The organism is Sphingosinicella sp. (genome assembly GCF_041916975.1).
Taxonomy (GTDB): Bacteria; Pseudomonadota; Alphaproteobacteria; order Sphingomonadales; family Sphingomonadaceae; genus Sphingosinicella.
In genome coordinates, this window is sequence record NZ_JAYRYK010000001.1 from 2,212,890 (window position 1) to 2,226,967 (window position 14,078).

Genomic DNA, 14,078 nt, shown 5'->3' on the forward strand with positions numbered 1-14,078 from the left:
TTCCGCAGGGTTGGCAGGGTTCGTCAAGCTGACGATAATGGCCGGAAAAGGGGAGGATGGACATGATGCGCAAGGCATTGCTCGCTTTTCTGCTGGTTTCGGCATCGCCCGCATGGACGAAGGTGATCACTGTCGCGCCCGGCGAAAACGATCAGGAGGCGCTGCAGACTGCGCTTATCGAAGCGCAGCCGGGCGATGTGATCGAACTCGGTGCGGGTACCTTCCGGCTCACGAACGGCCTGTCGCTCGATGTCGACAATGTCACCGTGCGCGGTGCCGGTCCGGCGAAGAGTGTGCTCAGCTTCAAGGGCCAGACGGGGGCGGGCGAGGGGTTGCTCGTCACGTCGGACCGCGTTCTGCTCACCGGCTTCGCCGTGGAGGACACCAAGGGCGACGGCATCAAGGCGAAGGGCGTCGACCGCATCACGATGGACAATCTGCGCGTCGTATGGACGCGTGGGCCGCACAAGGACAACGGCGCCTACGGCCTTTATCCGGTCGAGGCGACGAACGTGCTCGTACAGAATTCGGAGGTCGTCGCCTGTTCGGACGCGGGCGTCTACGTCGGCCAGTCCGAAAACATCATCGTGCGCAACAACCGCGTCAGCTTCAATGTCGCGGGCATCGAGATCGAAAACTCGACGCACGCCGACGTCTACGGCAACCTCGCCCACCACAACACCGGCGGCATCCTCGTCTTCGATCTGCCGAACCTGCCGAAGATGGGCGGGCACTCGACGCGTATCTTCTCGAACACGGTCGTCGACAACGACACGCCGAACTTCGCCCCGCCCGGCAACATCGTCGCTGAGGTACCGCAGGGCCTCGGCATCATGGTGATGGCGAACGAGAACGTTGAGGTTTCCAGCAACCGCATCGAGGGCAACCGCACCGCCGCCGTGATGGTGGTCTCCTATGTGCGGCCCTTCGAGGACGCGAGCTACAACCCCCTCGCGCGCAATGTCCGCATCTTCGGCAACGTGCTCGGCAGGAACGGTTGGGACCCCAAGTTCCCGGGCGGCGCGGAGCTTGCCGCTGCGCTCGGCGGCGGTCTGCCGCCGGTGCTGTGGGATGGCGTGACGCGTTTCGGCGACAAGCCTGACGATACCACGACCACCCCCGCGAGCGATGCGCCGATGGTGTCGCTCGGGCTTGCCGTCGCCGGAACGCCGCCCTCGAAGGCTCAGCCAGCGCCGGTCGCGCCTGCGGGCGCTTCCGCAGCGCTTGCCGCCGTGGTGCTTCCGGCCGATCAGCCGATACCCTGATGCTGCGCGCCGCCGCCCTGCTTGCGGCCGCGCTGCTGGTCGCCTCCGCCGCACCGCCAACGGTGAACGACGCGGTGCTTGCGAGCGCGGCGGCACCCGCGACGCTCGCCGAAACCGGCCTCTTCCTTGATACCGGCGCGACCCGGTCGAACGCGCGCGTCGTCCCTTATGGCCTCGCGACGCCGCTGTTCTCGGATCATGCCGACAAGGCGCGCTTCCTCTATGTGCCGGAGGGCAAGACCGCGCACTACGCGGGCGAGGGGCTGCTCGATATTCCGGTTGGCAGCGTGCTCATCAAGCATTTCGGGTTCGCACGCGCGGACGGCAGCCTCGATCTCATCGAGACGCGGCTGCTCGTGCACCAGACAGATGGCTGGAAGGCGTGGCCCTACGTGTGGAACGCCGACGACAGCGCCGCGACGCTGAAACGCGCGGGCGTGCGCGTCGCGGTGACGGGGCATGACGGGGCGGGAAGGCCGATCGCGCTCGATTGGCAGGTGCCCAACATCAACCAGTGCAAGGGTTGCCACGCCACCGGGAACACACTGGTGCCGATCGGTCCCAAGGCGCGGAACCTCAACCATGATTTCGAGGGCGAGAACAATCTCGCGCGTCTTACGCGCCTCGGCCTTGTCACAGGCGTTCCCGAAAACGCACCGCGCCTACCGGATTGGAAGGACGCGAACGAAAGCCTCGAACATCGCGCCCGCGCCTATCTCGACGTCAATTGCGGCCATTGCCACAAGCCCGACGGTCCCGCCTCGAACTCGGGCCTGTTCCTCACGTGGGAGACGCCTTCGGGTCCGCACATCGGCATCGGCAAGGGACCGGTCGCGGCGGGACGCGGCTCCGGCGGGCGCATGGTCTCGATCGATCCCGGTCATCCCGATCGCTCGATCCTCACCTATCGGATGGAATCGACCGAACCCGGCGTCATGATGCCGGAGCTTGGCCGCACGCAGCCCGACGAAGCGGGTCTCGCGCTGGTGCGCGACTGGATCGCCGCGATGCGGTGAGCCGTGCTTTCTGGTCGGCCCTGATTGCGGTATCCTCCTGCAATGCTGGGGCTTTTCGAGTCGCAGTGGCTCGAAGATCCCCGCTCAACTGGGGAGAGGTCCAATGCGGGTTACGGGACTAGTCGGCGCGCTTGCCGCGCCGCTCTTGCTTGCTGCGTGCATGGGTTACGAGAATGATCGGCCGACGCCGCTTCCGGGTCCGCTGCCCGGCGGCTCGTGGCAGCAGTCCTGCCGCGATGGTCAGGTCCGCAACGGCTACCTCCGCGCGCAGTGTCTCACTGCGAACAACACGTATCGCCCCGCTGCGGCGCGCATCGGCACCTGCCGGTCCTTCGGCAACCGCAACGGCACGCTGTTTTGCGAAACGGATGGCGGCGGCAGTTATCGCTGGAGCGGCTCCTTTGAAACGAGCTGCCGTGATGCTTCGACCGGGAACAACGGAAACCTGATCGCAAGCTGCCAGAACGCAAAGGGCGTATGGCAGCGAACGATGATCACGCCGCGCCAGTGCCCATCCTACCGCGCCGGGAACCGGAACGGGCAACTCTTCTGCGAAGGTTAGCGAGGCGCTGGACCGCGATCCCGGTCTAAACGATCCGCCCTAGAGCCCCATCAGGCTCAGCACTTCCTTGCGGCTGCGCTCGTCGTCACGGAACACGCCCATCATGCGGCTCGTCGTCATGGTGACGCCGGGGGTGTTGACGCCGCGCGCGGACATGCAGGCGTGCGCCGCCTCGATCACCACGGCAACGCCGCGCGGCTGCAGATGCTCCCAGATGCAGTCGGCGACCTCAGCGGTCAGCCGTTCCTGCACCTGCAGGCGCGAAGCGAAGCCTTTGAGGACGCGCGCGAGCTTCGAGATGCCGACGACGCGGTCACCCGGCAGATAGGCGATGTGCGCCTTGCCGATGATCGGCGCCATGTGATGCTCGCAGTGCGACTGGAACGCGATGTCGCGCAGCAGCACGATCTCGTCATAGCCGCCCACCTCCTCGAAGGTGCGTGAAAGGTGGAGCGCGGGGTCTTCGGCGTAGCCGCGGAAATACTCGCGGTAGGCGCGCGCCACGCGGCCTGGCGTGTCGGCGAGTCCCTCGCGCGCGGGATCGTCTCCGGCCCATTCGATAAGACGGCGGACGGCGCCGAGCACGTCTTGCGGGATGCCGTTGTCGCGGTCGTTGGATGCGGTCATGCCACTCCCCTAAACGCCGACGGCGGCTCGCCGCAAGCCCCGTGCCCTTACAGCAGGGTCAGCGCAGCAAGCAGCCGAACGTCGATCATCACGCCTGCGCGGCGCTTTTCGGCGATAAACGCCGGCAATGTTCGAAGCGGAACGCAGTGAACCGTGATGGCCTCGCCGTCGACGCCGCCGCCGGGTCCGACACGGGCAAGTCCCGTCGCCCGCACCAGCGTGAAGTGCTCGCTCGTCATGCCGGGAGAAGAGGTGAACACGCCGAGGTCTTCGAGCGCTTCGGCGCGAAAGCCGGTTTCCTCCTCAAGCTCGCGCCGCGCCGCCGTCAGCACCTCCTCGGGGCCGTCGTCGCCGACGAGTCCGGCCGGAAGTTCGAGGCAGTGCACGCCGAGCGGTACGCGGTACTGCTCGACCAGCACGATCTCTTGAGCGTCCGTCACGGCAAGGATCACCGCCGCGCCCATGCCGCCCGGACGGCGAACATACTCCCAGTCCTCTTCGACGACGGCTTCAAGGAAGCGCCCCTTCCAGACGGTCTTGTCGGTCACGCGTGTTCTTTCAGGCAAAGAAAAAGGGCGGCGCCATGCGGTGCCGCCCCCTTCCCGATGTTCTCAGGCTTACTGCGCGACCGGCGCCGCGGCGCTCGGGTCTTCCGGCAGACCGCCGAGCTGCGTCACCAGCTGCTTGTAGGCGTCGAGATAGGCGAGCGTGATCACCTGGCCGATTTCGGTGTTCGAGTAGCCGCCGCCGCCGACAGCGCCAAAGCCGCCCCACCAGCCGCCGCCGCCGCCGGCCGCCCACGACAGGTCCTTCTTGCGGAAGTAACCTTCGGTCAGGCGCTCCTGCTCGGTGGTGCGCGCGTTCACCAGCGTCAGCATGACGTTGGCTTCCTTGCTCTTCGTGGAAAGGCCGCCCGCGAGCATACCGAGCGTGCGGCTGCCGAGCAGGCCGCCCGCGATGGCGCCGATGCCGCCGCCGCCCGAATTCTCGTTCTTCGAAACGAGGTCGGGAACGATGAAATAGTCAGCCGCCTTCACCTGGCGCTTGCCGATGTTGGAGCCCTTCTGCAGCTCGCCCGAATCGGCGAGCGCGCGCTCGATGTTGCGGCTGGCGAGGCCCTTGCCGCGATCGACGAGGCCGAAGCAGCCGGATTTCATCACGAACAGCTTGATGATCGCTTCCGGGCTGCCGAGGCCGAGCTGCTGCCACCAGTTGGTGTCCGGCTCGACGATCGAAACCGTGCCCAGCCGCTTCTGACAGACCGGGATTTCCTGCATGCTCTTCGTCTGCGCCTTGCGCGCGGAGGACTGGGATTGCGCGGATGCCGCGCCTGAAGCGACGGCCATGGCGGCCACGGCAACGCCGAAGCCGAGTGTTTTCAGGATCTTCATAAACTTCCCCATGTTCAAATGTGCTGGTTGGCGAAACCCCTGTCGCCGTTTCCGGCGCCGCCCGCAGCCGAGCGTATATTGCCGGAGTTGGGCGATCCCGGCAATCGTTCCCGCATAGCGTGAGGACGTTATGATTCGGTTGCGTTTACCGGTTCTTGCGTCCGGCGATCAGGCTGTCGACCACCGAGGGGTCGGCGAGCGTCGTCGTGTCGCCAAGCGATCCGAAATCGTTCTCGGCGATCTTGCGCAGGATACGCCGCATGATCTTGCCGGAACGTGTCTTGGGCAGTGCCGGGGTGAAATGGATCTGGTCGGGCGTCGCGATCGGCCCGATCTCGCGGCGCACTTCCGCCTTCAGCTCGGCTTCGAGCGCGGCGTCGCCCTCCACCCCCGCAATCGGCGTCACGTAGCAATAGATGCCCTGGCCCTTGATGTCATGCGGATAGCCGACGACCGCAGCCTCCGCGACCTTCGGGTGGCCGACGAGTGCCGATTCCACCTCCGCGGTGCCGAGCCGGTGGCCTGAAACGTTGAGCACGTCGTCGACGCGGCCGGTGATCCACCAATAGCCGTCCTCGTCGTGCCGCGAACCGTCGCCGGTGAAGTAGAGGCCCTTGTAGGTGGAGAAATACGTCTCGGCGAAGCGCTGGTGATCGCCGTAGAGCGTGCGCGCCTGCCCCGGCCACGAGCTCTTGAGCACGAGGTTGCCCGAGGCCGGGCCTTCGATGAACTTGCCGTCGGCGTCCACGAGCGCAGGCTCGATGCCGAAGAACGGCATCGTCGCGCTGCCCGGCTTGGTGGGGATCGCGCCCGGCAGCGGCGAGATCAGGATGCCGCCGGTCTCCGTCTGCCACCACGTGTCGACGATCGGCAGCCGCTCCTTGCCGGCGACACGGTGATACCAGAGCCAGGCTTCCGGGTTGATCGGTTCGCCCACGGTGCCCAGCAGGCGGAGCGAGGAGAGGTCGTGTTTCAGCACGGGTGCGTCGCCCTCGCGCATCAGCGCGCGGAGCGCGGTCGGCGCGGTGTAGAAGGTGGCGGGCCGATGCTTTTCGATCACCGCCCAGAAGCGGTCGACCGCAGGGTAGTTGGGCACGCCCTCGAACATCAATGTCGAAGCGCCGTTCGAAAGCGGGCCGTAGACGATGTAGCTGTGCCCCGTCACCCAGCCCACGTCCGCTGTGCACCAGTGGAGTGCGCCCTCGTCGCGCCAGTCGAACACGTATTTGAAGGTCAGCGTCGTCCACACGAGATAACCGCCCGTGGTGTGCAGCACGCCCTTCGGTTTTCCGGTGGAGCCGGAGGTATAGAGGATGAACAGCGGGTCTTCGGCGTTCATCGGCTCGGCCGGGCAATCGGCGGAGACGGTCTCGCGGCGCTCGTGCCACCAGCTGTCGCGTTCGTGCGTCATCGGCACGTCGGTTCCGGTGTGGCGCACCACGAGCACGCCCTTCACCTCGTGCCAGGCATGGCAGATCGCGTCGTCGATGGTCTGTTTCAGCGGAATCGTCTTGCCGCCGCGGCGGCCTTCGTCGGCGGTGATGATGAAGTCGCTCTTCGCGTCGTCGATGCGTCCCGCCACCGCTTCGGCTGAAAAGCCCGCGAAGACGACGCTGTGCACCGCGCCGATCCGCGCGCACGCCAGCATGGCGACGGCGGCTTCGGGGATCATCGGCAGATAGATCGTCACGCGGTCGCCCTTTTGGACGCCCATTGCCTTCAGCACGTTCGCGAACCGACACACCTCCGCATGAAGCTCGGCATAGGTGAGCGTGATCGACGCAGCGTCTGGGTCGTCTGCCTCCCAGACGATCGCCGGCTGGTCAGCACGCGCCGGCAGGTGCCGGTCGACACAGTTGAAGCAGGCGTTCAGCACGCCGTCCTCGAACCATTTGATATCAACCGGCGCGTAAGACCAGTTGCCCATCACGCCCGGCGTCTTGATCCAGTCGACGATCCCGATCTGCTCGCGCCAGAAACCATCGGGGTCCTCCAGCGACCGCCGGTACATCGCCTCGTAGGTTTCAGTGTCGCAGATCGTCCGCGCGGCGGTATGCGCGGGCACGGGATACGTCGCGGTCGCGGCGTCGCTCATCGGTCAAACTCTCCCAAGGACTTCGCGGCACGTTGGCCGCACTACCACAAATACGTGTTCGGATCGGGCATCGGCTCGTGGCGCTGCGCCTTCGCGATCGAAACGATGGCGCGCACGACGAGCCAGATCGAGATCAGCGGAAACAGGACCGCGAGCAGGCCGAATGACAGAAGCGTCAGCACGGCGAGCCCGATCACCGCGACGACAGTGATCCAGAAACCGCGGATATGATAAGCGTAGTGGCTCTCCTCCCACGGCGCGTTCTCCGCCGCTCCCCGCCATGCGTATGCGAGGATCGCGCCGATGAGAGTCGGCAGACCGGAGACCGCGCCGACGAGGATCAGCAGCGCCACGATGGTCGGCCGATTGAGATCGAAACCTTGTGCTTCCGGTCTGCTCGCCATGGTCCAGACTCCACTGTTTTCAGGCGGCAATTCTGGCGCGCGGCGGCGCATTCCGCAAGGATGGGCTTTCGCAGGCCTGCACGTCGCGCTAGCGTCCGTGGCCGTGGGCATCCCTCTTCTCGCCGCGCGCCGGTTCGGGCCGCTGTTCGCCACCCAGTTCCTGGGGGCGTTCAACGACAATTTCTACAAGACGGCGATGCTGTTCCTCATCACCTATACGCTGCTCGCTGGGGATACGGCGGCCTCGGCGCAGATCGTCACGGTGGCGGCGGGCGTGTTCATCCTGCCGTTCGTGCTGTTTTCCGCGCTCGCCGGGCAGATCGCCGACAGCGTCGACAAGGCCCGGCTCGTCCGCATCATCAAGGCGGCCGAAATCGCCATCATGGTCGTCGGCGCGGCGGCGCTGACACTGGGCTCGGTGCCGCTGATGATGCTGGTGCTGTTTTCGATGGGCCTGCACTCCACCTTCTTCGGGCCGATCAAATACGCGATCCTCCCCCAGCACCTCGCGCCACGGGAACTGCTCACGGGAACCGGCCTCGTCGAGGCGGGCACGTTCATCGCCATCCTTACCGGGCAAGTCGCCGGGGGCCTCCTCGCGCCGCAAGTTTCGGCGTGGGCGATCGTTGCGGTCGCCGTGCTCGGCTATGCGAGCGGTCGGCAGGTGCCCCCAGCGCCGGCGCCCGGCCGCGCACGCATCGAATGGAACATCCTTGCAAGCTCGCTCCGCATCACGCGCGAGGTGACGCGTGATCCGCAGCTCGGCCGTGCGGTGCTCGCTGTGTCTTGGTTCTGGTCGGTGGGGGCGGTGTTCACCAGCCTGTTCGTGCCGCTGGTGAAGGGCGATCTCGGCGGCGCGGAAACCGTGGCGACGCTGTTCCTCACGATCTTCTCCGTCGGTGTTGCGGCCGGCTCGCTCGTCGTCGCGCGTCTGCTGAAAGGTGCCGTCTCCGTCCGCTACGCGCCCGCGTCCGCCGTGCTGATGACCGCGTTCATCGCCGACCTCTATTTCGCGATCCGCGCGTTCGACGTTCCACACGCCGAACTCATCGGCGTTGGCGCCTTCCTTTCCGATCCCGGGAGCTGGCGCATCGTGCTCGATCTCTTCGGGCTTTCCGTTGCGGCGGGTGCATTCATCGTGCCGCTTTATGCTCTATTGCAGACCGCGAGCGACCCGTCCGCGCGGGCGCGGACCATCGCGGCGAACAACATCATCAATTCAGGCTTCATGGTCGCCGCCGCGCTCGGGTCGGGCGTGCTTCTGAAGGCCGGGCTCGACGTGCCGCAAATCCTGCTCGCGGTCGGGCTCGCGAACCTGCTGATCGTAATTCCCTGCCTCAGGATTCACCGCATCCAGCGTACGCTCGGCACGGTCTGAAAAGTTGCGCCGCGCAACTTTTGTCTAAGCGCGAACGAGTGTGCCCGCACCCTTGCGCGTGAAGATTTCGAGCAGCAGTGCGTGCGGTACGCGGCCATCAAGGATCACGGCGGCCTCGACGCCGCCGGTCACGGCGGAGAGGCAGGTCTCGAGCTTGGGGATCATGCCGCCCGAAATCGTGCCGTCCGCGATCAGCTCCTCAATGCGCGCAGGCGTGAGATCGGTGAGCAGCGACTTGTCCTTCGCGAGCACGCCCGGAACGTCGGTGAGCAGCATCAGCCGCGCCGCGCCCACCGCGCCCGCGATCGCACCCGCCATCGTGTCGGCGTTGATGTTGTATGTGTGGCCTTCCGCGTCCTCGGCGATCGGGGCGATGACGGGGATCACGTCGGAGCGCGTCATCAGATCGAGGATCTTGGCGTTCACCGCGATCGGCTCTCCGACGAAGCCGAGGTCGACGACGCGTTCGATGGCGCTGTCGGGATCGCGCGCGGTGCGTGTCAGCTTGCGCGCCGTGACGAGCCGCGCATCTTTGCCGGAGATCCCGACTGCCGTGCCACCCGCGCGGCCGATCCAGCTCACGAGATCCTTGTTGATGGCACCCGCCAGCACCATTTCCGCGACTTCTGCAGTGGCGGCGTCGGTAACGCGCAGGCCGTCCACGAACTCCGACTTGATACCAAGCCGTCCGAGCATGTTGCCGATCTGCGGCCCGCCGCCGTGCACGACGATCGGGTTGATGCCGATCGCCTTCAGCAGCACCACGTCCTCGGCGAAGTCGATCGCGCGTTCGGGGTCGCCCATGGCATGACCGCCGTATTTCACCACGAAGGTCTGGCCGACATATTTCTGGATGAAGGGCAGCGCCTCGGTCAGCGTTTCGGCCTTGGCGAGCATGGCCGGATCGGGCGTATGGTCGGCAGACATTCGGCAGGACTCCTCAGGCGTGATCGTGGGTCGCTATAAAGGCTCGGCGCGAAAGGAAAAGAGAAGATGACAGGGTCTGCCGCGGGGTATTCGGGAACCCCGCTCGCGCGCAAGCTCGGGGTACGTCCGGGCGAAACGGCGTGGCGAAAGGCGATGCCCGAAGCGATTGCAGAGGAGATCGCCTCATCAGGTATTGTCCAGCACGTCGTCGCGGCCCCCGAGCCGGGTCTTGCGTTTGCCCATGTTTTCGAAACGCGGCGCAGTGCGTTGGAAGCCGATCTTGAGGCTTTGCGTACTCTGCTGGCGCCAACGGGCATGGTGTGGGTTTCCTGGCCGAAGAAGGCCGCGAAGGTGGAAACCGACATCACGGAAGATGTCGTGCGCGCGGTCGCGCTTCCGCTCGGCTTCGTCGATGTGAAGGTCTGCGCCGTCGATGCCGTCTGGTCGGGTCTGAAACTGGTGGTTCGAAAGGCATTGCGAACCGCAGGGTGATATCACGTAACATCCTGTTTTTATTGACGTCGCAAACAAAGAAGATCAGAGTTTCCTCATGAGCCGCGACCACGACCATCCGCACACGGATCATGACCATGGGCATGATCACAGCCATGATCACGGCCACGGCCATTCGCACGCACCGACCGTAAGCGCCGGCAACGAGCGCCGCGTCGGCCTTGCCGCGCTGCTCACTGGCGGTTTCATGATCGCCGAGGTGGTGGGCGGCATCGTCTCCGGCTCGCTGGCGCTGCTCGCCGATGCGGGCCATATGCTCACCGATTTTGCAGCGCTTGCGCTGGCATGGTTCGCCTTCCGGCTGGCGCGTCGGCCGGCGGACTGGCGGCGCACGTTCGGCTTCGATCGCTTTTCGGTGCTCGTCGCCTTCGTGAACGGGCTCAGCCTGTTCGTGATCGCCGCGTTCATCATCTGGGAGGCGGTGGAGCGTCTGCAGGCGCCGCCCGCCATCGCGGCGTCGACGATGCTTTGGGTCGCCGTGCTCGGCCTCGGCGTCAACATCTTCGCCTTCTGGCTGTTGTTCGGTGCCGATCGCGGCAACCTCAACGTCCGCGGTGCGCTTGCGCATGTCGCGGGAGATCTGCTCGGCTCGATCGGAACCATCGCAGCTGCGATCATCATCATGTACACGGGTTGGACTGCTGCCGATCCGCTGCTCTCGGTGTTCGTGGCGCTGATCATCCTTCGAAGCGCATGGACCGTCACGCGCGATGCAGCGCACATCCTGCTTGAAGGTGCGCCGGCGGGGCTGGAAGCCGACACCGTCGTTGCCGATCTCTCTGCGAACATCGATGGGGTGGAGAGCATCGACCATGTCCACGTCTGGTCGATCAACGAGGCGCGCCCGATGGCGACGCTCCACGCGCGCATCCGGGCTGACGCGTCCTCAGCGCTGGTGAAGAAGGCCATTCGCGAACGGCTGCAATCGCGTTTCCATGTCGATCACGCCACCGTCGAAATCGAAGACGGCGATCACGCGCCGCTCTGTCGCTAGAGTGATTTCGAGGCAGGTGGACTCACCTGCCGACTCGGAAATAACGACAAACAAAAGATCATCTGGAGTCGTTCCGGTTCAATCTGAACCGGAACGATTCTAGCGCGAATCGAGTTTCCGGCCCAGCGCGACGAAGCCGTGGATGAGCGGCGGCACCAGCGCGATCGACAACACGACCTTCGTCAGCATCTGGCCGATCATCAGATCGAGGATCGGGAACACGCCATAGAAGGCGAGCGTGATGAAGATCAGCGTGTCGACGATCTGTGAGAGCACGCTCGCAAGCGCGCCGCGCAGCCACAGCAGCCCGCCTTCACGGCGCATCAGGCTGAACAGGCCGACATTCAGAAACTGCGAGATGCCGTAAGCGACGATCCCGGCACCCATCAGTCGCGGGCTTTGGGCGAGCACGAGCTGGAAACCGGCCAGCCGCGCCGGGTCCATCTCGGAGGAGGCGGGGAGCGCGAGCACGATGATGATCAGCAGCATCGAGACCAGAAGCGGCACGAACCCGAACAGCACCAGCCGGTTCGCCGTCTCGCGGCCGTGCAGCTCGGCGACCGCGCTCGACAGCACGACGAGCAGCAGGAAGGCGAAGATGCCCGCCTCCACCGCGAGCGGCCCCAGCGCCACCTGCTTGTTGCCGAGGATACCGGCAATGCAGGTCATGCCGCCGTAGAGGATCGAGAGCACGAAGAGCGAGCGGGATATCGGCGCGGCAGCGGTCGTCATCGCCTGTTGCTAACGGCTTTTCGCGGCCCGAGAAAGCTATATAGCTTGGGGCCTGGAGCACGCGTTCGCCGGGGGAACAATGCAAATATTGATCGGCCTTGGCGGCATTGCGCTCATCCTCGCCATCGCCGTTCTTTTGTCCTCCAATCGCAAGGCTATCCGTTTCCGTGTCGTCGGCGCAGCCTTCGCGCTTCAGGCCGGAATTGCCGTGCTCGTGCTCTATGTTCCGGCCGGCCGGCGCGCGCTCGCCTGGCTCTCCGCAGGCGTCGGCGAACTCCTCGGTTATGCGCGCGCAGGTTCCGAATTCCTGTTCGGCAAGCTGCTCGGCGATCCGCTCGGGCAGAGCTTCGCGTTTCAGGCGCTGCCGACGATCATCTTCTTCGCCGCGCTCATCGCCATTCTCTATCACCTCGGCGTGATGCAACTCATCATCCGCTGGATCGGCGGTGCACTCGAGAAGATCACCGGGATCAGCAAGGTCGAATCGCTGTGCGCGGCATCGAATATCTTCGTCGGCCAGAGCGAATCGCCGCTCGTGATCCGGCCCTATCTGGCGGGCCTTAGCCCTGCACAGCTCTTCGCTGTGATGTCATCCGGCATGGCGGGCGTCGCGGGCACGATCCTCGCGGCCTATGCGTCGATGGGGATCAGCATCGATTATCTGCTCGCGGCGAGCTTCATGGCGGCGCCGGGCGGCATACTGATGGCGAAACTGATCATGCCCGATGACCCGGCAGACCTGGCGCGCACTCAGGGCGAGGTCGTAGAAATCTCCGACCATGACGAGGAAAAGCCCGCGAACATCATCATGGCCGCGGCGCAGGGCGCGCAGACCGGTGTGAAGCTCGCGGTCGCGGTCGGTGCGATGGTGCTGGCGTTCGTGGCGCTGGTGGCACTTGCGAACGGGCTGCTTTCAGGCATCGGCGGCTGGTTCGGGCTCGAAGGCCTTACCTTCCAGCAACTCATCGGTCACGTCTTCGCTCCGATCATGTACCTGCTCGGCGTGCCGTGGGACGAAGCCGGGATCGCGGGCGGCCTCTTCGGCACCAAGGTCGTGCTCAACGAATTCGTCGCCTACATCGATCTCAGTGCGCAGCAGGCAACGCTGTCGCCGGCGACCGTGGCGATCGTCACTTTCGCGCTCTGCGGTTTCGCAAACTTCAGTTCGATCGCGATTCAGATGGCGGTGACGGGCAGCCTCGCGCCCAGCCAGCGACCGATGATCGCGAAGCTCGGTATCAAGGCACTCGTCGCGGGCAGCCTTGCCAATCTGATGAGCGCCGCCCTCGCGGGTCTGCTGCTTTCGGTTTAGCGGGTGGGAACCGGCGTCTCGCCCGAATAGTCGTAGAAGCCCTTGCCGGATTTCCGGCCGTACCAGCCAGCTTCGACGTACTTCACGAGCAGCGGCGCGGGGCGATACTTGGGATCGCCGGTCGCTTCCTGCATCACGTGCATCACGCTGAGTAGCGTATCGAGGCCGACGAAATCGGCGAGCGTCAACGGGCCCATCGGGTGGTTGGCGCCAAGGCGCATACCCTGGTCGATATCGACCACCGAGCCGACACCCTCGCCGAGCGCGAAGATCGCCTCGTTCAGCATCGGGCAGAGCACGCGGTTGACGATGAACGCCGGGCTGTCGAGCGCTTCCACCGTCGTCTTGCCGATCGCCTGGCAGAAGGCGTGCATCGCCGCCGTCGTGGCGTCCGACGTCGCGAGACCGCGGATGATCTCCACGAGCTTCATCACCGGCACGGGGTTGAAGAAATGGAGGCCGACGAAGCGATCGGGACGATCGGTCGCCGCCGCCAGCCGCGTGATCGAGATCGACGAGGTGTTGGAGGCGAGAAGCGCGGAGTCTTTCAAGGTCAGTCCCTTGAAGATCGCCTTCTTGACCGTCTCGTTCTCGGTCGCTGCCTCGATGACGAGGTCGCAGTCCGAAAAGTCGGCGGGGTTGGTGGTCAGGCGGATGCGCGCGAGCGTCGCTTCAACCTCGTCCACCTGCATCGTACCCTTGGCAACGGCGCGGCCGAGGTTCTTCTCGATCACGGCCTTGCCCGCTTCGGCGCGCGCGAGTTCCACATCCGAAAGGATGACGTCGAACCCGGCGAGCGCGGAGACGTGCGCGATGCCGTTGCCCATCAGGCCTGAGCCGATGACCCCTACCGTTTTCATGG

General features: G+C 65.4%; 15 protein-coding genes. 7 read left to right on the plus strand and 8 right to left on the minus strand.

Annotation, left to right across the window (positions count from 1 at the left end; genetic code table 11):
• Positions 1–62: 62 nt before the first annotated feature.
• From ACE3TJ_RS10560 to ACE3TJ_RS10570, 3 genes are all read left to right on the plus strand, one after another.
• The gene (locus tag ACE3TJ_RS10560; RefSeq protein ID WP_374596017.1) at positions 63–1,265 is read left to right on the plus strand and encodes a parallel beta-helix domain-containing protein; all 1,203 of its coding nucleotides are present in this window, start codon (positions 63–65) and stop codon (positions 1,263–1,265) included.
• Complete coding sequence (locus ACE3TJ_RS10565; protein ID WP_374596018.1) at positions 1,265–2,281, plus strand: SO2930 family diheme c-type cytochrome; 1,017 nt, start codon at positions 1,265–1,267, stop codon at positions 2,279–2,281. The genes ACE3TJ_RS10560 and ACE3TJ_RS10565 overlap by 1 nt, the downstream gene beginning before the upstream one ends.
• 103 nt (positions 2,282–2,384) lie before the next feature.
• Positions 2,385–2,843, plus strand: coding sequence for a CVNH domain-containing protein (locus ACE3TJ_RS10570; RefSeq protein WP_374596019.1), 459 nt, complete (start codon positions 2,385–2,387; stop codon positions 2,841–2,843).
• 39 nt (positions 2,844–2,882) lie between these two features.
• Here the strand turns inward: ACE3TJ_RS10570 and folE are convergent, their stop codons facing one another.
• From folE to ACE3TJ_RS10595, 5 genes are all read right to left on the minus strand, one after another.
• Positions 2,883–3,470, minus strand: a complete 588-nt coding sequence (gene folE / locus ACE3TJ_RS10575; protein WP_300537791.1) for a GTP cyclohydrolase I FolE — start codon at positions 3,468–3,470, stop codon at positions 2,883–2,885.
• 47 nt (positions 3,471–3,517) lie between these two features.
• A complete protein-coding gene (locus ACE3TJ_RS10580) occupies positions 3,518–4,018 on the minus strand; it encodes an NUDIX hydrolase (RefSeq protein ID WP_374596020.1) in 501 nt (166 codons plus the stop codon).
• A gap of 69 nt (positions 4,019–4,087) precedes the next feature.
• Entirely contained in the window at positions 4,088–4,861 is a 774-nt protein-coding gene (locus ACE3TJ_RS10585) for a CsgG/HfaB family protein (RefSeq protein WP_374596021.1), read from the minus strand.
• A 145-nt stretch (positions 4,862–5,006) separates the two neighbouring features.
• The gene (gene acs / locus ACE3TJ_RS10590) at positions 5,007–6,956 is read right to left on the minus strand and encodes an acetate--CoA ligase (RefSeq protein ID WP_374596022.1); all 1,950 of its coding nucleotides are present in this window, start codon (positions 6,954–6,956) and stop codon (positions 5,007–5,009) included.
• A 41-nt stretch (positions 6,957–6,997) separates the two neighbouring features.
• On the minus strand, positions 6,998–7,360 hold the full coding sequence (locus ACE3TJ_RS10595) for a DUF4870 family protein (RefSeq protein ID WP_374596023.1): 363 nt from the start codon (positions 7,358–7,360) through the stop codon (positions 6,998–7,000).
• 103 nt (positions 7,361–7,463) lie between these two features.
• On the opposite strand from ACE3TJ_RS10595, the gene ACE3TJ_RS10600 reads away from it, so the two are divergent.
• Entirely contained in the window at positions 7,464–8,738 is a 1,275-nt protein-coding gene (locus ACE3TJ_RS10600) for an MFS transporter (RefSeq protein WP_374596024.1), read from the plus strand.
• Positions 8,739–8,762: 24 nt separating this feature from the next.
• On the opposite strand, the gene argB is transcribed toward ACE3TJ_RS10600, so the two are convergent.
• Entirely contained in the window at positions 8,763–9,665 is a 903-nt protein-coding gene (gene argB, locus ACE3TJ_RS10605) for an acetylglutamate kinase (protein WP_374596025.1), read from the minus strand.
• 66 nt (positions 9,666–9,731) lie between these two features.
• Here argB and ACE3TJ_RS10610 point away from each other — a divergent pair, with 66 nt between their 5' ends.
• Positions 9,732–10,157, plus strand: coding sequence for a hypothetical protein (locus tag ACE3TJ_RS10610; protein WP_374596026.1), 426 nt, complete (start codon positions 9,732–9,734; stop codon positions 10,155–10,157).
• A 58-nt stretch (positions 10,158–10,215) separates the two neighbouring features.
• Entirely contained in the window at positions 10,216–11,172 is a 957-nt protein-coding gene (locus ACE3TJ_RS10615; protein ID WP_374596027.1) for a cation diffusion facilitator family transporter, read from the plus strand.
• Positions 11,173–11,271: 99 nt separating this feature from the next.
• Here ACE3TJ_RS10615 and ACE3TJ_RS10620 read toward each other — a convergent pair whose 3' ends face one another.
• Positions 11,272–11,904, minus strand: a complete 633-nt coding sequence (locus tag ACE3TJ_RS10620; RefSeq protein ID WP_374596028.1) for a queuosine precursor transporter — start codon at positions 11,902–11,904, stop codon at positions 11,272–11,274.
• A gap of 79 nt (positions 11,905–11,983) precedes the next feature.
• Here ACE3TJ_RS10620 and ACE3TJ_RS10625 point away from each other — a divergent pair, with 79 nt between their 5' ends.
• Positions 11,984–13,216 carry a NupC/NupG family nucleoside CNT transporter gene (locus ACE3TJ_RS10625; RefSeq protein ID WP_374596029.1) on the plus strand — a complete coding sequence of 411 codons (1,233 nt, stop codon included), beginning with the start codon at positions 11,984–11,986 and terminating at the stop codon, positions 13,214–13,216.
• Here ACE3TJ_RS10625 and ACE3TJ_RS10630 read toward each other — a convergent pair.
• Positions 13,213–14,076: a 3-hydroxybutyryl-CoA dehydrogenase gene (locus ACE3TJ_RS10630; RefSeq protein WP_374596030.1), complete on the minus strand. Its 864-nt coding sequence runs from the start codon at positions 14,074–14,076 to the stop codon at positions 13,213–13,215. The genes ACE3TJ_RS10625 and ACE3TJ_RS10630 overlap by 4 nt on opposite strands.
• Positions 14,077–14,078 lie beyond the last annotated feature (2 nt).